This window comes from Paracoccus saliphilus (assembly GCF_028553805.1).
GTDB lineage: Bacteria > Pseudomonadota > Alphaproteobacteria > Rhodobacterales > Rhodobacteraceae > Paracoccus > Paracoccus saliphilus.
This window is the reverse complement of record NZ_CP067140.1, coordinates 802,395-820,600: the sequence shown is the minus strand read 5'-3', so window position 1 is coordinate 820,600 and position 18,206 is coordinate 802,395. Positions and strand designations below refer to the sequence as shown.

The following is an 18,206-nucleotide window of genomic DNA, read 5'->3' as shown; positions in this document are numbered from 1 at the left end:
CCCGACTTTTCCTTTTCCACGCCTTCCCCTATCACGGGACCGAGATAACAGGGGCATTACCATGACCGACCGTTTCCGCCTGACCATCGGCCAGCTGAACGCCACCGTGGGCGATCTGCCCGGCAACGCCGCCAAGGCCCGAGAGGCATGGGCCACGGCAAAAGAAGCCGGCGCCGACATGCTGGCCCTGCCCGAGATGTTCATCACCGGCTACCAGACGCAGGACCTGGTGCTGAAACCCGCCTTTACCGAACAGGCGGTTGCCGCGATCCAGGGGGTTGGCGCGGCCTGCTCGGACGGACCGGCCATCGGCATCGGCGGTCCGTGGCGCGAAGGGGACAAGCTTTATAACGCCTATTGGATCTTCAAGGACGGCAAGCTGGTCGCCCGAATCCTCAAGCACCACCTGCCTTTCAAGCAGCTTTTCGACGAGTTGCGGCTGTTCGACAGCGGCCCTATCAGCGGCCCCTATCCGGTCGGCGAGGCACGCATCGGCTCTCCGATCTGCGAGGATAGCTGGTATCCGGATGTCGCCGAAACCCTGGCCGAGACCGGGGCCGAGATCCTGATCGTGCCGAATGGCTCCCCCTATCACCGCGAGAAACTGGACCTGCGCATGGGCCATATGGTCGGGCGTGTCGTCGAAACCGGTTTGCCGCTGGTCTATGTGAACCTCGTCGGCGGGCAGGACGACCAGCTTTATGACGGCGCCAGCTTCGTACTGAATCCCGGTGGCAGGAAAGTCGTGCAACTCCCTGCCTTCGAGGAAGCGATCACCACTGTCGATTTCACCCGCACCGATGAAGGCTGGCAGGCCGAACCCGGCGAGATGGCCAAGCAACCCGACGCATGGGAGCAGGACTATCACGCCATGATGCTGGGCCTGCGTGAATATCTGCGCAAATCAGGCTTCTCCAAGGTCGTTCTCGGGATGTCGGGCGGCATCGATTCGGCTCTGGTCGCCACGATCGCCGCCGACGCTATCGGCCCCGAAAACGTCCGCTGCGTCATGCTGCCATCGGAATATACCTCGCAGGCCAGTCTCGATGATGCCGCCGATTGCGCCAACCGGTTGGGCACACGGCTGGACACGGTCCGAATCGACGGCGCCCGCGACGCGGTTTCGGATGCTTTGGCGCATCTGATGGAGGGCACCAGCCCCGACACGACCGAAGAGAACATCCAGTCCCGCCTGCGTGGGGTGATGCTGATGGCACTGTCGAACAAGTTCGGCGAAATGCTGCTGACCACCGGCAATAAATCCGAGGTCGCAGTGGGCTATGCGACGATCTATGGCGACATGGCAGGGGGATATAACCCGATCAAGGATCTCTACAAGACACGTGTCTTCGAGACCTGCCGCTGGCGCAACGCCAATCGCCGCCCCTGGATGAAGGGCCCCGAAGGCGAGGTCATCCCGCCGCAAATCATCTCGAAACCGCCCTCGGCAGAGCTGCGCCCCGATCAGAAGGACGAGGATTCGCTGCCTCCCTACGAGGTTCTGGACACGATTCTCGAAGGGCTGGTCGAAAAGGACCTGGCGCTCAAGGATCTGGTCGAACAGGGTTTTGATGCCGAAACGGTACGGCATGTCGAGAAACTGCTCTATATCAGCGAGTGGAAGCGCTATCAGGCCGCCCCCGGCCCGCGCATTTCGACCAAGGCCTTCTGGCTGGACCGCCGATACCCGCTGGTCAATCGCTGGCGCGACGAATTGTAGGAAAGTCAGCGAGGCGTCGCCACCCAGTTCCCGCCGCGCCTTCTGCCATGAAGGGCACAACAAAAATCAGAACAACCGCTGTTCGACCCGCACCGCCTGGTTCTCCATCAGCCGCAGTGCCGTATTCATATGAGCACGCATGGTCTCGCGCGCGGCCTTTTCATCGCCTCGGGTCAAAGCTCCCAGCAATTGGCTCTGGTAATCGCGGCCACGCTTCCACAATTCACGGTTATGCGGCTCGTAAAGCCGCTGGCGAATCGTCAGGTCGGTCAGGAAGCGCGCCAGAAAGCGAATCATCAACCCCAGCAACGGGTTCGGGGAATGGCGCGCCAGCTGCCGGTGAAAGGCCAGCGAGGCGACATGCTGTTCCCGCTCTTCCTCGGCATTGCGGGGGGGATTGGCATAGAACACCATCTGCGCCTGCAAATCCTCGAGAGCCTGTTCCGTCAGGCGTCCGGCCAGCGAGGCCGCAAGCTCCGGTTCCAGGGCCAGCCGCAACTGGTAGATATCCCGCAAGGTCAGCGCTTCGAAATAGAAGTGATTGGCCATCAGCGCCATGATCTGCTCGTCGCTGGAGCGATCCACGAAGGCGCCCCCTCCCGGTCCGGTCCGCGTGCGAACGAGCCCCTCGGCTTCCAGAATGCGCATTGCCTCGCGCACCGTTCCTTTCGACCGGCCCAGTTTCTCGATCAGGATCGGCTCGCTCGGCAATCGGTCGCCCGGCTGCATGCCCTCATCCATGATCAGCTGCTTGAGATGGCGCGCCACCTCTAGCGGCCGCGACAGGCGCGAGGAATCAGCCTTGTGCGATGGGGTTGAAGCAGGCGGCAAGTTGCGCTCCTCCCTGTGTTTCAAGTGCCGGTTCCTCCCTTCTGCAACACTCGGTCACATTGGGGCATCGCGCCGCGAAAGAACAGCCCGTCGGCGGGTCGAGCGGATCGGGAAGCTCTGTTTCCCGGGCCTCGGGGGCTGCAAGCGGCCGTCCGACGACCGGGGCGGATTGCGCCAGCAGTCTCGTATATGGATGGCGGGGGCGCGCAAAGATATCCTCGGCCTGCCCTATCTCGACCACCTTGCCGAAATACAGCACCGCCACGCGGTCGCAAACCGCCTCGACCACGGCAAGGTCATGCGAGATGAACAGGTAGGTCAGGTCATATTCGTCCTTCAGCCCTGCCAAAAGGTTCAACACCTGTGCCTGCACCGAAACGTCGAGCGCCGAGACCGGCTCGTCCAGGACGATGATTCGGGGACTGGCCAGAAGGGCGCGGGCGATACCGATACGCTGCGCCTGGCCGCCAGAGAATTCATGCGGGTAGCGATCAAGGAATTCCGACCGCAGATTGACACTGTCGAATACCTCGGCAATTCGTGCGGCGCGCGCCTGTTTGTCCATGCCGAACAGCTGCTTCAGCGGCATCTCCATGATCTGCCGGATGGTCTTGCGCGGATTGAGCGACGAGAGCGGATCCTGGAACACATATTGGATCTGCTGGCTCGACAGGCGGCGATCACGGACATCCAGCGGCTTGCCCTCGATCTCGATCGTTCCGCTAGTCGGCTTCGAGAGCCCCACCAGCATCCGCGCCAGCGAGGATTTCCCGCAGCCCGATTCCCCCACGATGCCAAGGGTTTCGCCTTGCCGGACCTCCAGATCGACCGGGCGCACCGCCTTGACCTCGGCCGTGACTTTGCCAAGCATCGTCCGCGCGACGGGAAAGCTTTTCGTCAGTCCGGTAAGCTTGAGTGCCGGGGTCTCAGGCATGGGCGGCCTCCGTTTCCGACGCTTCGGGGAAATGGCAGCGCACCGCGCGCGGTCCGGTCCGGCGATTGGGAACCGCGCCGGAGCGGCAGCTATCCTGCGCGCGATGACAGCGCGGCGCAAAGGCGCAACCTGGAGGCAGATCGTCCATGGCTGGCGGCAGCCCCGGGATCGAAACTAGTTCGCGCTTGCCGCCACCCAGTTCCGGCACGCTGGCGATCAGGCGCCTGGTATAGGGATGGGCGGGCGTTTCGAGGACCTGGGCGGTCGGCCCCTCTTCGACGATCCTGCCCGCATACATCACCGCCACCCGGTCGCAAAGTTGCCCGACCACGCCGAAATCATGGGTGATGAACATGATCGACAATCCCCGCTCGCGCCGCAAATCCGCGAGCAGCGCGAGGATCTGCGCCTGCACGGTGACGTCCAGCGCCGTGGTCGGCTCGTCCGCGATGATCAGGTCGGGTTCGTTGCACAACGCCATGGCGATCCCGACCCGCTGACGCATGCCTCCCGACAATTCATGCGGATAATTGTCCAGCCTTCTTTCGGCATTGGGGATGCGCACGGTTTTCAGCAGTTCCAGCGCCCGCCTCCGGGTATCCGCGCGTGAGGTGCCGGAATGCACCGTGATCGCCTCGGCCATCTGATCGCCGACGGTATAAAGCGGATGCAGGGTCGCCAGCGGGTCCTGGAAGATATAGGCGATGCGCCGCCCGCGCATGTCGCGCAACTCCCTGAACGGCAGGTCGAGCAGGTTCCGCCCCTCGAATTTCACCGCTCCGCCAGTGATGACACCGGGTGGCGAGGCGACCAGCCCCATGATCGACAGGGCCGTGACCGATTTGCCGGAACCGGACTCGCCGATGATGCCAAGGCACTCGCCCGGTTCGATATGCAGCGAGACCTGGTTGACCGCCTTGTAGACCCGCTTGCCGACATGGAATTGCGTTTCGAGCTTTTGCAGATCCAGCAGCCCCTTTTGCGGCTGGTCCGCGAAATCCGTAAACTTCTGCATGGTCCGTGCCTGCGGCCGGGACAGCGCCCCCGATTTCAGCCTGGGGTCCAGCGCGTCGCGCACCCCGTCTCCAAGCAGGTTGATCGACATGACGATGAAAAAGATCATCAGGCCGGGAATGATCGAGGTCCAGGGATTGGTGATCAGCGCCCCCCGCGCCTCGCCCAGCATCGAGCCCAGATCCGCCTGCGGGGGCTGCGAGCCCAGCCCAAGGAAGGAGAGACCGGCAGTTTCCAGGATCATCCAGCCGATCGTCGTGGACATGGCGACGATGATGACCGGCATGACATTGGGCAACAGCTCGGTCAGGATGATGCCCAGATGGCCCTTACCTCCCAACCGCGCGGCGTCGATGAATTCGCGCCCGGCCAATCCCACCGTGACGCCCCGGATATTGCGTGCGAAAAAGGGGATGTTTACCACGGCCACCGCGATCAGCGCATTCGTCAGGCCGGGCCCAAGCGCCGCGACAATGGCCAGCGCCAGCAGGATATAGGGAAAGGCCATCAGCATATCGACGCCGCGCATCATCAGGTTGTCGATGCGCCCGCCGAAATAGCCCGAGGTAATACCGATGGCCGAACCGATCACCGCTGCCACAACCGCCGCGGCAAAGCCCACGGCCAGCGACAGCCTCGTGCCCCATAGCAGCCGTGAAAGCTGGTCCCGCCCCAGGTGATCGGTGCCCAGAAGATGACCTTCCGACAGCGGAGGCAGAAAGCGCCGCGCCGTGTCGGTGATGTCGGGCGGCTGCAGGGGCAGCAATGGCGCCAACACGGCGATCACGACGATCACGGCAAGAATGACAGCGCCGAGCCCGGCCAGCCGGTTGCGGAAAAGAAGTTTCAGGAATCCGGTCATGCGGGCCTCAGGTCTTGATGCGCGGATCGAGACGCGCCTGCGCGACATCTACGACGATGTTGAAAAGGACATAGCAGACCGCGACGAAGGTCACCGCGCCCTGCACAAGCAGGATGTCTCGCTTCAGGATCGCATCGACCAGCATCCGGCCCACGCCGGGCCACTGGAAGACCACCTCGATATAGACCGCACCGGACAGCACGAAGCCCGCCTGGATACCGATCACCGGGATGATCGAGACCATCGCGGCCTTCAGCGCATGGCGCCAGATCACGCGCCCTTCTCCGACACCCTTGGCGCGGGCCGTGCGGATGAAATCCTGCCGCAGGACCTCCAGCATCGCGCCGCGGGACAGCCTTGCGATGACCCCCGTCGCGACGACCGCGAGCGCACTGGCAGGCAGGACCAGATGCCGCAGCAGGTCAGCCAGATCCCCGCCGCCATAGATCGCATACATGCCCGAGACCGGGAACAGCTTCAGCCGGACGGCGAAGAACAGGATCAGCAGCATGCCGAGGAAGAATGACGGAACCGAGATCCCGATCAGCACCACAAAGGTGATCGACTTGTCGGCCCAGCCATATTGCCGCGCCGCCGAGATCACCCCCGCGATCACGCCGAGGACCGAACAGATCGCCAGGGCCACCCCGGCCAGGATCAGCGTGGCCGAGAAACGGTCGAGGATCTCGTCGAGAACCGGGCGATTGAGCGAATATGACCGCCCGAAATCGCCCTGCAGCATATTGCCGAGCCAGATGAAATATTGCTGTGCCAGCGGCTTGTCGAGGCCGAGATCGCGGTTGAGCTTCTCGACATTCTCGGGCGTGGCATAAGAGCCGAGGATCGCCGTTGCCGGATCGCCGGGGATAAAGGACATGATCAGGAACACGATGACCGTGATGCCCAGAATGACCGGGATGGCCGAAAGCAGCCTCTTGAGAATGTAACCTCCCATGCCCCCTCCTGTCATGCAGACCGGGCTGATCGCAGGACGATCCGCCCCCGTTGGCCGGATGGGACGCGCAGCGCCGTCCCTCTTGCCGCGTCAGTTCTTGGCGACCTTGCCGAGTTCCAGCAGGAAACTGGGCTGCAGTTCCAGCCCCTCGACATTGGCCGTGGTGACGGCGTTCTGCTTCCAGTTCGCCACGAATACCCAAGGCGCGTCCTCGTAGACGATTTCCTGCATCTGCTTGTAAAGGTCCGCCCGCTCCTCCTGCGAGGTCGAGACCCGCGCCTTGTTCAGCAGTTCATCGACCTTCGGGTTGGAGTAATAGCCCGAGTTGAATCCGCCCTTGTCGGGCCATGCATCGGTACGCAGCGCAAGGAAAGGCAACGTGTCGGGGTCGTTGGTCATCCAGGCCATCTCGGCCATGTCCGCCTTGCCTTCCAGGCCGGGATTCACCTCGCCAAGGAAGGTGTTCCATTCATAGGTCTCGATCGTCACGTCGAAACCGACCGCCGCCAGATCGGCCTGGATCGCCGTGCCCATCGCGATCGGGTCCAGCATCCCGGAACCGCCCTCGGTCACGTAGAAGGTCACGCTCGGGCTCTCGACCCCGGCCTCGGCCAGCAGGGCCTTGGCCTTCTCGGGGTCATGCGGATATGGTTCCAGCTCGTCATTATAGGCCCATGCAAAGGCCGGCGGGGTCGGTCCTGCCGCAACCTCTGCCGTGCCTTCGAGAATGTCGTTGACCAGCGCCTCCTTGTTGATCGCGTAATTGGCTGCCTGCCGGACCAGCTTGTCGGCGAAGGGCCCCTCCTTGGTATTCAGGATCAGGAACCACAGATGCGGCCCGGCGGCTTCGAGTATCCTGTAATTGTCGTTCCGGAATTCCGACAGCGAAACCGGCGGCACCTCGACCATGACATCGAGCCCTCCCGCCAGCATCTCTGCCGTGCGGGTATTGGCATCGGTGACCGGGCGGAACACCACCGCGTCAAGCGGCGGGGCGCCATCCCAGTAATCGGGATTCTTCTCGACCGCGACGAGTTCGTTGGACCTCCATTCGGCGAATTTGAACGGCCCGGTTCCAACCGGGTTGCGTCCGTAATCCGCGCCCCCCGCCTCGACCGCGGCCGGAGAGACGATCAGCCCCGTCGGATAGGCGAGGTTCGACAGCAGCGGCGCGAACGGTTCGTTCAGCACCATTTTCACCGTCAGGTCATCGACGGCCTCGACCGACTCGATTGCCGAGAAGAAGAATGCCAGCGGAAAGGGGCCGGTGTCATGGAAGGGGTGTTCCTCGTCCAGCATCCGGTCGAAATTGAACTTCACCGCCTCGGCATTGAAAGGCGTGCCGTCATGGAATGTCACGCCCTCGCGAAGATGGAACACATATTCCAACCCGTCATCCGAGATATCCCAGCTTTCGGCAAGCGCTGGCTCCACCTCGAGCGAGCCGTCGGCATAACGCACCAGCCCGTCATAGATATTGACCACGATACGGAAATCATTGGCCGCGGTCACGGCAGCCGGATCAAGCGATTTCGGCTCGGCGATCTGCCCGACGAACAGGACACCCGGAGGTGTCTGCGCAGCGGCAGGCAGCGCCAGACCGGCGCTTATAGCCGCGGCTGCGGTCATTGCCAGCACCGCACGGCGGGTGAGTGACAAAATGGACATCTGAGTCTCCCTCTTGGATGGCTGTCGGCATCTGTCGTTGCAACGCTGCCGTTATTCTTGCCTCAAATTTATCATAATAAATTGAACAAGGCAAAATTTTTCATTATAAATATGGTAGCGAACCGGAATGATTGAATTTCGGGCATCTTCGGGAGGTGGCATGACATTTTCGCTGTTGGTCCGGGACCCTGAGACGGGCACGATCGGAGGCGCGGCCGCTACCGGCTCCTATTGTGTCGGGGGATGGGTTTTGCGCGGGCGTTTCGATTCGGGGTTGTCCGCCAGCCAGGGCGCCGCCCCCAGCACCTTCTGGGGCGATGAGGCGTTGGACCGGATGCTGGCGGGAGCCGGAGCCCCGGAAACGCTCGAAGCCGTCATCAGTGCGGACGGCAATCGCGAATGGCGGCAATTGACCGTGCTTGACCTGCAAGGAAACACGGCGGCGCATAGCGGCGATCGCAATGGCTCGTGGCATGGCCACATCACTCGGCCCGGTCTTGTCGCTGCCGGTAACATCCTCGCCGGACCCCATGTGCTGGAGCGGCTGGAAGAAGCCTATCGCAGCACGTTTTCGGGAATGGCCGAGCAGTTGATCGCGGCATTGCACGCGGCACACGAAGCTGGAGGCGACAGGCGCGGGCTGAAATCAGCCGCACTTCTTGTCCTCGCCCCGGACCGCCCCCCGATGTCGCTGCGCATCGACATGTCGCCTGCGCCGCTAGACGATCTCGCCCGTCTTGCCGCCGCATGTCAGGATCGGGGCGTCCCGGGTAATTACGCGCATTGGACCGATGCGGTGCCCGTGCCAACCGATCCCTTTCGCGCCGATCCCGACATTCTTTCTTTGGAGTGACCGCGGTCCAGGTTGCCGAAACCTGCCCCCGCCACATGATGATTGCGCAAAGCTGTTGGCCATGCGGTTCCAGGGCGGTCGGCATCTGGAAACGGGGGACTTCGTGACAACAAATCTGCGGCGCGACAATTTCGAGATCGACACCACCTCGACCGAAGCGGCAGCACCGAACCCGCCCATCACCAAGAGGCGCGAGGCTCGATGAACCCGAGAGGCCCGAGGCCGGCAATTCTACCCGGCGCAGCATGATAGCTTAGCCACATCCTTGTCGAAGGTCTGCGCGGCGAGCTTCAGCCCCTCGACCGTTGTCAGATAGGGAAAGATCGTCTCGCCAAGAGCTTTCGTCGTCATGCTGAATTTCAGCGCCATGGCCAGCGTCTGCACGCTGTCAGAACCTTCGGCCGCCATGATGACGCCGCCGAGGAGTCGGTCTGTTTGCGCATCGGCCACCAGCTTGATGACGCCGCGTGTGTCGCGAGCGGCCAGCACACGTGGCAGGTTGTCGAGACCAAGAACCGACGTCTTCACCTTATGTCCCGCCAATTTCGCCGCTGCTTCGGTCAAACCGACACCCGCCACCTGCGGATCGGTGAAGACGACCCAGGACATCGCTGCATTGTCATAGCGGTTGGCCTCGCCCAGAAGCGCATTGCGCACAGCCAGTTTTGCGCCATAGGCGGCCATGTAAACGAACTGATCGCGGTTGGTGACATCACCGGCGGCAAAGATGCCGGGCCGGGTTGTGGCCATGTCATCGCCAACGATAATCGCACCACGGCTGTCGGTCTCGATCCCCATTTCAGCCAATCCCAGCCCTTCGGTATTGGGGCTGCGCCCGGCAGTCACCACCAGATGATCGGCAGACAACTCCAGTCGTTCTCCACCTTCCTCGACGCAGAGCACCGCCTGCCTACCGTCGCGATGGCAACCATCATAGGTCACACCACAATGCAGGGTGATGCCTTCGTCACGGAAGACCCTGGCAAGCGCCTCCGACACTTCCGGTTCGGCCCGGGGCAACAGGCGGCTGCGGCAGACCACCGTTACGTTCGCTCCCATCCGGGCCATCATCTGCGCCAGTTCCGCGCCAATGTAGCCGCCACCAAGGAACACAAGGCTCTCGGGCAGTTCTTCCAGTTCCAGCAATGAGGTGCTGTCGAGCGTCGGCACTTCCGTGATACCGGGGATCGGCGGCAGGGCAGGACGCCCCCCAGTGGTAATGACGATTTTCGGAGCGCGGATCATGTGGGTGCCTATCTGCACACCGCCTTCGATCAGCCTGGTGGCCCCTTCGTCGATATAGGTAATCCCCTCATAGCCGGGCAGAAGGTCTGCGTATTTCCTCTGCCGGAGTTCCGTGACGAGATCGGTCTTGGCTGCCATCAGCGAGGCCTAGTCATCGACCTGCGCCGTACCGGACAGCCCCGGAAAACGGCCTGCGGCGGTTGCACCATGGAGCGCTTCGGCGGCCCGGATCATTGTCTTGGATGGCACACAGCCAAAATTGACACAGGTGCCCCCGATCGTGCCATGTCCGATCAGCGCCACCCGTTTTCCGGATTCGGTCGCCGTAATGGCGGCAGAAAAGCCCGCCGATCCGGCGCCGATCACGATCAGGTCATATTCGCCTTGCGGCGCGCAGCAGGTATCGTTCATCCGGCCATCCCTTCAGTGATCCCGCACGCGCCTCTGGCGTCGCCAGACAGCGTAGAGTGTCAGCAAGATGAAGAAGACGAGGGCGGGGAGAAGCACATAATCGATCCAGCCAAGCACAGCCGAGAGGCCAACGGCCCCCAAGAGGACCGCCAGAATTGGCGTGAAGCGGCATAGCGCTGCAATGATCGTGCCAATCAGACCGGTAGAGATCAGCTTGTTGCCGGTCTTTTCAGTCATATCTGCCTCTCCCTGCTCATCGGGCGCGGCGCTGTGCCCTCGATGGGCAGCCATGGCGACTCGACCTCCGAGGTCATTGGTCATGCGTGCCTGCCTCGGCAAGCGATTCCCACGGAATGCGCATCCTCTCGAACCGATCCGCTTTTTTGTTTACTCTCTGTAGCAACTACAGGCTCAAGAAGGATTCCCGCCATGTCCGATCACGAGGCCGCGACGACCTTCACCCGCGGGCAATTGGCCCAAAAGACCGGCTGCAATCACGAAACCATCCGCTACTATGAAAAGATCGGCATGATGCCGGATCCACCGCGCACCGAAGCTGGCTATCGAATCTATGCGCAAGCGCATGCGAGGCGGTTACAGTTCATCCTGCGCGCGCGCGAGCTGGGATTCAGCATCGATGACATCAAGGGGCTGCTGGCGCTTGTGGATGGCGGCACCCAGACCTGCGCCGAGGTCAAGGAGCGAACCGAACGGCACCTGGCCGACATACGCGAGAAGATCACCGATCTGCGCCGTATCGAAGATATCCTGGCGAAGACCGCCGCCAGATGCTCGGGCACGGATGTCCCGGAATGTCCCATCCTGGAGGCACTGGCATCCTGATGCGCAGATTGCGCTCATTATTGGCGATCGGGATAATCGGTATCCTCGCCATGCTGCTTGTCATCCAGCTCTGGAATTCGCGCAGTTCCGAGGTGATGCAACCATCATCCGGCGCATTGCGGATCGCCAGCCATAACGTCCATTATATCCTGCTGAACAAGGCCGAAGGACGCTGGTCCGTCGGGGACTGGATGAAACGCCGTCACGCGCTGGATGCCGCGTTCAAGGAGCTTGACGCCGATATCGTGGCATTCCAGGAGATGGAGAGCTTTCAGGGCGGCAATGATGGGTCGGTCAACCTGGCCCGCGACTATCTGCGCGCACGGAACCCCGATTATCGGGTTGCGGCCTCCGATGACTGGCGCAGCTTTCCTTCGACACAACCGATATTCTATCGCAGTGACCGCCTGACATCGATTGCGCAAGGCTGGTTTTTCTTTTCGGAAACTCCGGACCGAATTTATTCACGGACCTATAATGGCTCCGACCCCGCTTACGCCTCCTGGGCGCAGTTCCGGGATCGGCGTTGGTCCAAGCCATTCCGCATCGTCAATCTCCATTTTGATTTCCAAAGCAGCGAGAACAGGCTGCGCTCGGCCGATCTTGTCGCCAGCCGCATCCGACCCTGGATCGAGGCCGGCGAAACGGTTTTCGTTGCAGGAGATCTGAACGCCTTGATCGGGTCCCGCACGGCTGGCATCCTGCGCGAAGCCGGATTGGACATCGTGAACGTACCGGGGACAACCTATCATTTCGGCCGCGGCCTGAATCTTTTCGGCGCGATCGATCATATCCTCTATACGTGCGATATCGCGCAGTTGGGCAGACCTATGGTGCTGCGCAACCGCTTCGAGGATGTGTATCCGTCAGATCATTACCCGGTGATCGCTGATTTTCGGCTACCATCCAGGGATGGCAATGGTGATTGCCGGAACCAAATGTGAGAGAGGCCTCCATGCTACCCGCCGAACCACTGATCCGCATGGGTTTCTTTCTGGGCATTCTCATTGCCATGGCCCTCTGGGAAGTGGCATCGCCGCGCCGGAGACGCGAGATCCCGCGTGTGATCCGCTGGAGCAACAATCTCGGCGTCGTCGTCATCGATACGATCCTAGTCCGCCTTTTCTTCCCCGTCCTGGCGGTGGAACTGGCAGCCATGTCCGAAACGCAGGGCTGGGGCCTGTTCAACATTATCGAGATCCCCACATGGATCGCCCTGGTCATTTCAGTGCTGGCCCTCGATCTCGCCATCTATCTTCAACATGTGATGTTCCATGCCGTGCCGGCACTGTGGCGATTGCACCGCATGCATCATTCCGACCTTGAATTCGATGTATCCACCGGCTTGCGCTTCCACCCGGTCGAGATCCTGCTCTCGATGGGGATCAAGCTTGCCGTCATCGCGGCTCTGGGCCCGCCAGCCATCGCCGTGTTACTGTTCGAGGTATTGTTGAACGCAACCTCGATGTTCAATCATTCCAATATCCGTATTCCTAGCGGAATCGACCGGTTTCTTCGGCTCATCGTCGTTACACCCGATATGCACCGGGTCCATCACTCGATTCATCCGAGCGAGACCAATTCCAATTTCGGCTTCAACCTGCCCTGGTGGGATCGCCTGCTTGGGACCTACCAGGCACAGCCGCGCGACGATCACGAGTCGATGGCCATCGGCATCGAGCAATTCCGCACCCGCCGCGACCTGTGGCTTGACCGACTGCTGATCCAGCCGCTACGTGGCAAGGCGAGCGGATATCCGATCAACAGGAAGAAACCGGATCAGGATCGCTGAATTATATGACGGCCTGTCGATTGAATTCACATGGCCGTTATCCCTGTCATAAACCCGAGTTTAGAGCAATTTGCGCTTTATCGAACTCACTCTCCCCGCTTCTTCTTCATCCAAATATCCCGGGGGTCGCCGGAAGGTCGCGCCACTGGTTCGAGAGACCTGCCGGCGACGGGGCAGCGCCTCCGGCCAACGTGGTACGCAATTCGGAACTGAGCCTGATTAACCGCAAACTGCTCTAGTTCGGCGACGAAAGGGCATAAACTTCGGCAGAACCTGTAACGATTCGGGCGCTCAAACGTTCTGTAACCTGACAACCCCGAACTCCGGGACAAATTCCGGAAAGGATGAAAGGCAGGCCGTGAAGAAACCGATCCTTCTGATTGCCCTTCTGGCGCTGTTCGTTGCCGGCTTCGTCATCCTGCGTGATCATTCCATCGATCTGGAAAGCGTCCGAAATCAGGTGGGTACACTGCAAGACTGGCGGCAATCCAATGCATTGCTACTGTTTGCGCTGTTCTTCCTGGCCTATGTCACCGTGACCGCTCTGTCTCTGCCCGTGGCGGTCTGGATGACGCTCGGCGCCGGGGCGCTGTTTGGCTTCTGGCAGGGGCTGTTGCTTGCCTCCTTTGCCTCGGCCATCGGTGCGAGCCTGGCTTTTCTGGCGGCGCGCTATCTGCTGCGGGACTGGGTCAGGGCAAAGCTAGGCGGGCGGGCCGCCGCCATCGACGCCGGGTTAAAACGTGATGGGGCGTTCTACCTGTTTACCCTGCGGCTGATTCCGGTTGTTCCGTTCTTCGCCATCAACTTGCTGATGGGGCTGTCGCCGATGCCCGTGCTGACCTTCCATCTGGTCAGTCAGGCCGGAATGCTGGCCGGTGCCGCCGTCTATGTGAATGCCGGCACGCAACTGGCGCAATTGGACAGCCTGTCCGGAATCGTCTCGCCCACGCTGCTTCTGTCATTCGCCATTTTGGGAGTTTTTCCGTGGATTGCCCGCATGTTCGTCAATATTCTCAAACGCCGTAAGGTCTATGCCGGATGGAACCGCCCGGCCAGTTACGACCGAAACCTGATCGTCATTGGCGCGGGCGCGGCAGGGCTGGTCTGCAGCTATATCGCCGCCGCGACCAAGGCCAAGGTCACATTGGTCGAAAGCCACAGGATGGGCGGCGATTGCCTGAATTATGGCTGTGTCCCATCGAAAGCCCTGATCAAGAGCGCCAAACTGGCCGATCAGATGCGCCACGCCGATCATTACGGGCTGCGGCCGGTGACCCCGCAAATCCCCTTCGCCAAGGTAATGGAACGGGTGCATCGCGTCATCGAGGATATAGCGCCGCATGACAGTGTGGAGCGGTATACCGAACTTGGGGTCGAGGTTCTCCAGGGGCATGCGAGGATCGTCGATCCATGGACGGTCGAGATCGCGATGAGCGATGGCGGCACACAGCGCCTGACCACCCGCGCCATGGTCATCGCCACCGGGGCGGAGCCATTCGTCCCGCCATTGCCGGGAATCGGGGATGTGGGTTACCTGACCTCGGACACGCTGTGGGAGGCGCTCCGCGATCGCGAGGAGGCTCCCCGGCGGCTGTTGATACTGGGGGGCGGACCGATCGGCTGCGAATTGGCACAAAGCCTTGCCCGGCTTGGATCGCAAGTCACACAGGTCGAGATGGCCCCGCGCTTGATGATGCGCGAGGATGAGGAAGTGTCCGCTCTGGTCAGGGCGTCACTGGAGGATGACGGGGTAAAGGTGCTGACCGATCACAAGGCGGTCGCCTGCGGCACCGATGAAGGCGAAAAATGGATCGAGGTGGCGCATGAGGGGCAAGCCCACCGGATCGCTTTCGACGACATCATCGTCGCGGTGGGCCGCAAGCCGCGCCTGACCGGGTTTGGCCTCGAAGAACTGGGAATCAAGGCCGAACGGGTCGTCGAGACGAATGATTATCTGGAAACGCTGTTTCCCAATATCCTTGCCGCCGGCGATGTGGCCGGCCCCTACCAGTTCACCCATACGGCAGGCCACCAGGCATGGTTTGCCAGCGTCAACGCGCTGTTCGGCTGGTTCAAGCGCTTCAAGGTGGATTACCGGGTGATCCCCTGGGCCACCTTTACCGATCCCGAGGTCGCACGCGTGGGACCCTCCGAGACGGAGGCGCGTGAAAAGGGCATCGCCTTCGAGGTCACGCGCTATGGCATCGACGATCTGGACCGCGCCATTACCGATGGCTCGGCGCATGGCTTCGTCAAGGTGCTGACCCGGCCGGGCAAGGATCGGATCCTGGGTGTCACCATCGTCGGTGAGCATGCAGGCGATCTGATCGCGGAATTCGTGCTGGCGATGAAACACGGGTTGGGGCTGAACAAGATCCTCGGCACGATCCATATCTATCCGACACTGGCCGAGGCCAACAAATACGCCGCGGGCGAGTGGCGGCGAACGCATGTGAATCCACGCCTGCTGGCACTGCTTGAAAAGATACATGACTGGAGGCGCAAATGATCGATGCCACCCTCTTGCCCCTGCAGCGCCGCGCCCTGTCGCCGGTCGCCTCTGTCGCCGCAAAACGCGGCATCCGCGCCGACCAGATCACGCTGACCGGTTTCGGTCTCGGAGTGCTGGGCTGCCTCGCCCTGTGTTTCGGGCAATTCGCCCTCGGGCTGATCCTGATCCTGCTGAACCGGCTGCTGGACGGACTGGATGGAGCCGTCGCGCGACAGACAAAGCCGACCGAGCGGGGCGCGTTTCTGGATATCGCGCTGGATTTCGTTTTCTACGCCATGGTGCCCCTGGGATTTGCCCTGCACGACCCGGCGCAGAACGCCCTGCCCGCCGCCGTTCTCATCGCGGGTTTCGTCGGCACCGGCAGTTCGTTCCTGTCCTTCTCGACCATCGCCGAAAAGCGCGGGCTGTCCTCGGAGGATTATCCCAGCAAGGGCATCTATTATCTCGGCGGCCTCACCGAGGGTTTCGAAACCATCGCGCTCTTCGTGTTGATATGCCTGTTCGCCGATTACTTCCCGATATTCGCCTATGTCTTCGCTGCCGCCTGCGCGGTGACGACATTGACCCGATGGCGCCAAGGCTGGGTCGCCTTCGCGCCGCAACCCGATTGAGTACAAGGACAACCATGCGACTGACCGCTCCTGCGGCTATTCTCGCCACGATTTCAGCCTTTCCTACGCTTGCCGATGACTGGCAGGACACGCTTGATGCGGCGCGCGGGCAGACCGTCTATTGGAACGCATGGGGCGGGGACGAGCGTACCAACGCCTTTATTTCCTGGGTGAATGAAGAGGTCTCGAAGCGCTACGACGTCTCGGTCCGGCAGGTCAAGCTGACCGACACCGCCGAGGCGGTGACGCGTGTCATTTCGGAAAAGGCCGCCGGAAAGGATCAGGATGGATCGGTCGACCTGATCTGGCTCAACGGGCCGAATTTCCTGGCCATGAAGGAGCAGGGCCTGCTGCACGGTCCCTTCGTTGCCGATCTGCCCAACGCCCGATACCTGGTCCTTTCGCCCGGCTCGGCCAATTCGGTGGATTTCACGGTTCCGGTCGAGGGGATGGAAAGCCCGTGACGGCTTGCGAAATTCGTTTTCAACTACGATTCCGCCCGGATCGAAGGACCTGCCCGGACCATGTCAGCACTCGCGGATTGGGCCAAGGCCAATCCGAGGCGTTTTACCCATCCCGACCCGTCGAATTTCATGGGCGCGACATTCCTCAAACAGGCGCTGATCGAACTCGCCCCGGGCAAGGCGGTTCTGCAGGCTCCTGCCGGAAAGCTGTCATGGCAGTTCTGGAGCAGGCCGAGCGCTGGTTGGGGACAAGCGCTCCTTTCGACGCTCGTGCTGGCCATTGCGACAACCCTACTGTCACTGGCATTGGCCATCGCTTGGCTGGAGGACGAGGATCGCGCCCGGATGGCGCGCGCCCGTTGGGCCGAGGCGCTGATCTACCTACCGCTTCTGGTACCGCAGATCGCCTTTCTCTACGGGCTTAACCTGCTGTTCCTTCAGGCCGGGATCAGCGGCGGAATGGCGGCGGTCATCTGGGCCCAGGCACTGTTCGTTTTCCCCTATGTCATGATCGCCCTGTCGGATCCGTGGCGCGCGCTGGGCCCACGACACATGCAGGCCGCTGCATCGCTCGGTGCCGGACCGTGGCGTCGGCTGGTCACCGTCAAGCTGCCGGTCCTGCTGGCCCCGGTTCTGACCGCCGCCGCCATCGGCGTAGCGGTGTCGGTAGCGCAATATCTGCCGACGCTGTTCATGGGGGCAGGCCGGATCTCGACGCTGACCACCGAGGCGGTGACGCTTTCATCCGCCTCGGACCTGCGCGTCACCGGAGTCTATGCCTCGCTGCAGGCCATGTTGCCCATGCTCGGCTATCTGCTGGCTTTCCTCTTGCCCACCCTCGTTCATCGCAACCGCCGTGCGCTGCAAGGAGCTAGCCGCTCATGACCCTCGAACTTATCGATCTGAGCGTCAGCCCATCACGGGCACGCCCATTGTTTCCACCGCTGAGCCTGCGCATCCGCGCCGGAGAGGTGGCGACCCTCATGGGTCCTCCGGGATCGGCAAATCCACCCTGCTCGATGCCGTCGGCGGGCATCTGGGACACGGTTTCACGGTCTCGGCGGCGAGGATGACCCACCTCAAGCCATGTGAGATAACTTGTTCTGCCCTGCCCCATCCGACGCGTCTCCGGCCCATTCCAGTAGATGGTGATCGAAGCCATCGACAAGATGCGGTTTGACGATCTCTAAATAGGATGACAGATCAAAATCACGCGGGCGAATATGCATGATCTCGCGTCGCGCATAATTTGAGCCCTTCCGCGCTTTCACGACCCGGATATCGGGCAGGATAGGATAGCGCACCGGCTAAAACGTCTCCGCGATCAGCGACGAACAGATCGCCCGCGTCGGATCACCGGGACCGAGTGCCAGCATTCGCCGCCACCAGCGCACGGAAACCGGAGGGGTGGGCAGGAAATATCGTACCAGATCGATGATGTTGCGCAGATCATATTGCAGCCCGATCCGCGACTTCATGAAGTTAGTCACC

General features: G+C 61.7%; 17 protein-coding genes and 1 pseudogene. 9 read left to right on the top strand and 9 right to left on the bottom strand.

Going from position 1 to position 18,206, the window contains the following annotated elements; all coding sequences use genetic code 11:
* The first annotated feature begins 61 nt into the window (after nucleotides 1-61).
* Nucleotides 62-1,720 carry an NAD+ synthase gene (locus JHX88_RS03825; RefSeq protein ID WP_076527587.1) on the top strand — a complete coding sequence of 553 codons (1,659 nt, stop codon included), beginning with the start codon at nucleotides 62-64 and terminating at the stop codon, nucleotides 1,718-1,720.
* A gap of 66 nt (nucleotides 1,721-1,786) precedes the next feature.
* On the opposite strand, the gene JHX88_RS03820 is transcribed toward JHX88_RS03825, so the two are convergent.
* From JHX88_RS03820 to JHX88_RS03800, 5 genes are all read right to left on the bottom strand, one after another.
* A complete protein-coding gene (locus tag JHX88_RS03820; RefSeq protein ID WP_076527589.1) occupies nucleotides 1,787-2,551 on the bottom strand; it encodes a FadR/GntR family transcriptional regulator in 765 nt (254 codons plus the stop codon).
* Nucleotides 2,517-3,485 (bottom strand): ABC transporter ATP-binding protein, encoded by a 969-nt coding sequence (locus JHX88_RS03815; protein WP_076527591.1) that lies wholly within the window; start codon nucleotides 3,483-3,485, stop codon nucleotides 2,517-2,519. The genes JHX88_RS03820 and JHX88_RS03815 overlap by 35 nt, the downstream gene beginning before the upstream one ends.
* Nucleotides 3,478-5,361: a dipeptide/oligopeptide/nickel ABC transporter permease/ATP-binding protein gene (locus JHX88_RS03810; protein WP_076527593.1), complete on the bottom strand. Its 1,884-nt coding sequence runs from the start codon at nucleotides 5,359-5,361 to the stop codon at nucleotides 3,478-3,480. The genes JHX88_RS03815 and JHX88_RS03810 overlap by 8 nt, the downstream gene beginning before the upstream one ends.
* Nucleotides 5,362-5,368: 7 nt before the next feature.
* Complete coding sequence (locus JHX88_RS03805) at nucleotides 5,369-6,316, bottom strand: ABC transporter permease (protein WP_076527595.1); 948 nt, start codon at nucleotides 6,314-6,316, stop codon at nucleotides 5,369-5,371.
* 90 nt (nucleotides 6,317-6,406) lie between these two features.
* A complete protein-coding gene (locus JHX88_RS03800) occupies nucleotides 6,407-7,984 on the bottom strand; it encodes an ABC transporter substrate-binding protein (RefSeq protein ID WP_076527597.1) in 1,578 nt (525 codons plus the stop codon).
* 160 nt (nucleotides 7,985-8,144) lie between these two features.
* Between JHX88_RS03800 and JHX88_RS03795 the strand changes: the two genes are divergently transcribed.
* Nucleotides 8,145-8,837 carry a DUF1028 domain-containing protein gene (locus JHX88_RS03795; protein WP_076527598.1) on the top strand — a complete coding sequence of 231 codons (693 nt, stop codon included), beginning with the start codon at nucleotides 8,145-8,147 and terminating at the stop codon, nucleotides 8,835-8,837.
* A gap of 231 nt (nucleotides 8,838-9,068) precedes the next feature.
* Here the strand turns inward: JHX88_RS03795 and merA are convergent.
* Nucleotides 9,069-10,493 (bottom strand): annotated as a pseudogene (gene merA, locus JHX88_RS03790) (mercury(II) reductase).
* A gap of 12 nt (nucleotides 10,494-10,505) precedes the next feature.
* The gene (merF, locus tag JHX88_RS03785) at nucleotides 10,506-10,814 is read right to left on the bottom strand and encodes a mercury resistance system transport protein MerF (RefSeq protein WP_436630067.1); all 309 of its coding nucleotides are present in this window, start codon (nucleotides 10,812-10,814) and stop codon (nucleotides 10,506-10,508) included.
* A 108-nt stretch (nucleotides 10,815-10,922) separates the two neighbouring features.
* Between merF and JHX88_RS03780 the strand changes: the two genes are divergently transcribed.
* The 7 genes from JHX88_RS03780 to JHX88_RS03750 all read left to right on the top strand — a co-directional run bounded on the left by JHX88_RS03780 (nucleotide 10,923) and on the right by JHX88_RS03750 (nucleotide 17,600).
* The gene (locus JHX88_RS03780) at nucleotides 10,923-11,336 is read left to right on the top strand and encodes a MerR family transcriptional regulator (protein WP_076527600.1); all 414 of its coding nucleotides are present in this window, start codon (nucleotides 10,923-10,925) and stop codon (nucleotides 11,334-11,336) included.
* Nucleotides 11,306-12,280 carry an endonuclease/exonuclease/phosphatase family protein gene (locus tag JHX88_RS03775; protein ID WP_272848179.1) on the top strand — a complete coding sequence of 325 codons (975 nt, stop codon included), beginning with the start codon at nucleotides 11,306-11,308 and terminating at the stop codon, nucleotides 12,278-12,280. The genes JHX88_RS03780 and JHX88_RS03775 overlap by 31 nt, the downstream gene beginning before the upstream one ends.
* A gap of 11 nt (nucleotides 12,281-12,291) precedes the next feature.
* Nucleotides 12,292-13,128, top strand: a complete 837-nt coding sequence (locus tag JHX88_RS03770) for a sterol desaturase family protein (RefSeq protein WP_076527604.1) — start codon at nucleotides 12,292-12,294, stop codon at nucleotides 13,126-13,128.
* A 358-nt stretch (nucleotides 13,129-13,486) separates the two neighbouring features.
* Nucleotides 13,487-15,637 carry an FAD-dependent oxidoreductase gene (locus JHX88_RS03765; protein WP_076527606.1) on the top strand — a complete coding sequence of 717 codons (2,151 nt, stop codon included), beginning with the start codon at nucleotides 13,487-13,489 and terminating at the stop codon, nucleotides 15,635-15,637.
* Nucleotides 15,634-16,251: a CDP-alcohol phosphatidyltransferase family protein gene (locus JHX88_RS03760; protein WP_076527607.1), complete on the top strand. Its 618-nt coding sequence runs from the start codon at nucleotides 15,634-15,636 to the stop codon at nucleotides 16,249-16,251. The genes JHX88_RS03765 and JHX88_RS03760 overlap by 4 nt, the downstream gene beginning before the upstream one ends.
* Before the next feature lie 14 nt (nucleotides 16,252-16,265).
* On the top strand, nucleotides 16,266-16,715 hold the full coding sequence (locus JHX88_RS03755) for a type 2 periplasmic-binding domain-containing protein (protein WP_076527609.1): 450 nt from the start codon (nucleotides 16,266-16,268) through the stop codon (nucleotides 16,713-16,715).
* 60 nt (nucleotides 16,716-16,775) lie between these two features.
* Nucleotides 16,776-17,600, top strand: coding sequence for an ABC transporter permease subunit (locus JHX88_RS03750; protein WP_076527611.1), 825 nt, complete (start codon nucleotides 16,776-16,778; stop codon nucleotides 17,598-17,600).
* 194 nt (nucleotides 17,601-17,794) lie between these two features.
* On the opposite strand, the gene JHX88_RS03745 is transcribed toward JHX88_RS03750, so the two are convergent.
* Together JHX88_RS03745 and JHX88_RS03740 are read right to left on the bottom strand one after the other, a co-directional pair.
* On the bottom strand, nucleotides 17,795-18,019 hold the full coding sequence (locus JHX88_RS03745) for a hypothetical protein (protein ID WP_076527613.1): 225 nt from the start codon (nucleotides 18,017-18,019) through the stop codon (nucleotides 17,795-17,797).
* A 3-nt stretch (nucleotides 18,020-18,022) separates the two neighbouring features.
* The gene (locus JHX88_RS03740) at nucleotides 18,023-18,193 is read right to left on the bottom strand and encodes a hypothetical protein (protein WP_176011482.1); all 171 of its coding nucleotides are present in this window, start codon (nucleotides 18,191-18,193) and stop codon (nucleotides 18,023-18,025) included.
* Nucleotides 18,194-18,206: the final 13 nt, after the last annotated feature.

Bases quoted from the DNA above. Each gene is read 5' to 3' on its own strand.
- merF (WP_436630067.1), bottom strand. From the start codon at position 10,814: ATGACCAATGACCTCGGAGGTCGAGTCGCCATGGCTGCCCATCGAGGG.
- JHX88_RS03795 (WP_076527598.1), top strand. From the start codon at position 8,145: ATGACATTTTCGCTGTTGGTCCGGGACCCTGAGACGGGCACGATCGGA.
- JHX88_RS03825 (WP_076527587.1), top strand. From the start codon at position 62: ATGACCGACCGTTTCCGCCTGACCATCGGCCAGCTGAACGCCACCGTG.
- JHX88_RS03800 (WP_076527597.1), bottom strand. From the start codon at position 7,984: ATGTCCATTTTGTCACTCACCCGCCGTGCGGTGCTGGCAATGACCGCA.
- JHX88_RS03805 (WP_076527595.1), bottom strand. From the start codon at position 6,316: ATGGGAGGTTACATTCTCAAGAGGCTGCTTTCGGCCATCCCGGTCATT.
- JHX88_RS03810 (WP_076527593.1), bottom strand. From the start codon at position 5,361: ATGACCGGATTCCTGAAACTTCTTTTCCGCAACCGGCTGGCCGGGCTC.
- JHX88_RS03760 (WP_076527607.1), top strand. From the start codon at position 15,634: ATGATCGATGCCACCCTCTTGCCCCTGCAGCGCCGCGCCCTGTCGCCG.
- JHX88_RS03815 (WP_076527591.1), bottom strand. From the start codon at position 3,485: ATGCCTGAGACCCCGGCACTCAAGCTTACCGGACTGACGAAAAGCTTT.
- JHX88_RS03755 (WP_076527609.1), top strand. From the start codon at position 16,266: ATGCGACTGACCGCTCCTGCGGCTATTCTCGCCACGATTTCAGCCTTT.
- JHX88_RS03780 (WP_076527600.1), top strand. From the start codon at position 10,923: ATGTCCGATCACGAGGCCGCGACGACCTTCACCCGCGGGCAATTGGCC.
- JHX88_RS03770 (WP_076527604.1), top strand. From the start codon at position 12,292: ATGCTACCCGCCGAACCACTGATCCGCATGGGTTTCTTTCTGGGCATT.
- JHX88_RS03775 (WP_272848179.1), top strand. From the start codon at position 11,306: ATGTCCCATCCTGGAGGCACTGGCATCCTGATGCGCAGATTGCGCTCA.
- JHX88_RS03750 (WP_076527611.1), top strand. From the start codon at position 16,776: ATGTCAGCACTCGCGGATTGGGCCAAGGCCAATCCGAGGCGTTTTACC.
- JHX88_RS03740 (WP_176011482.1), bottom strand. From the start codon at position 18,193: ATGAAGTCGCGGATCGGGCTGCAATATGATCTGCGCAACATCATCGAT.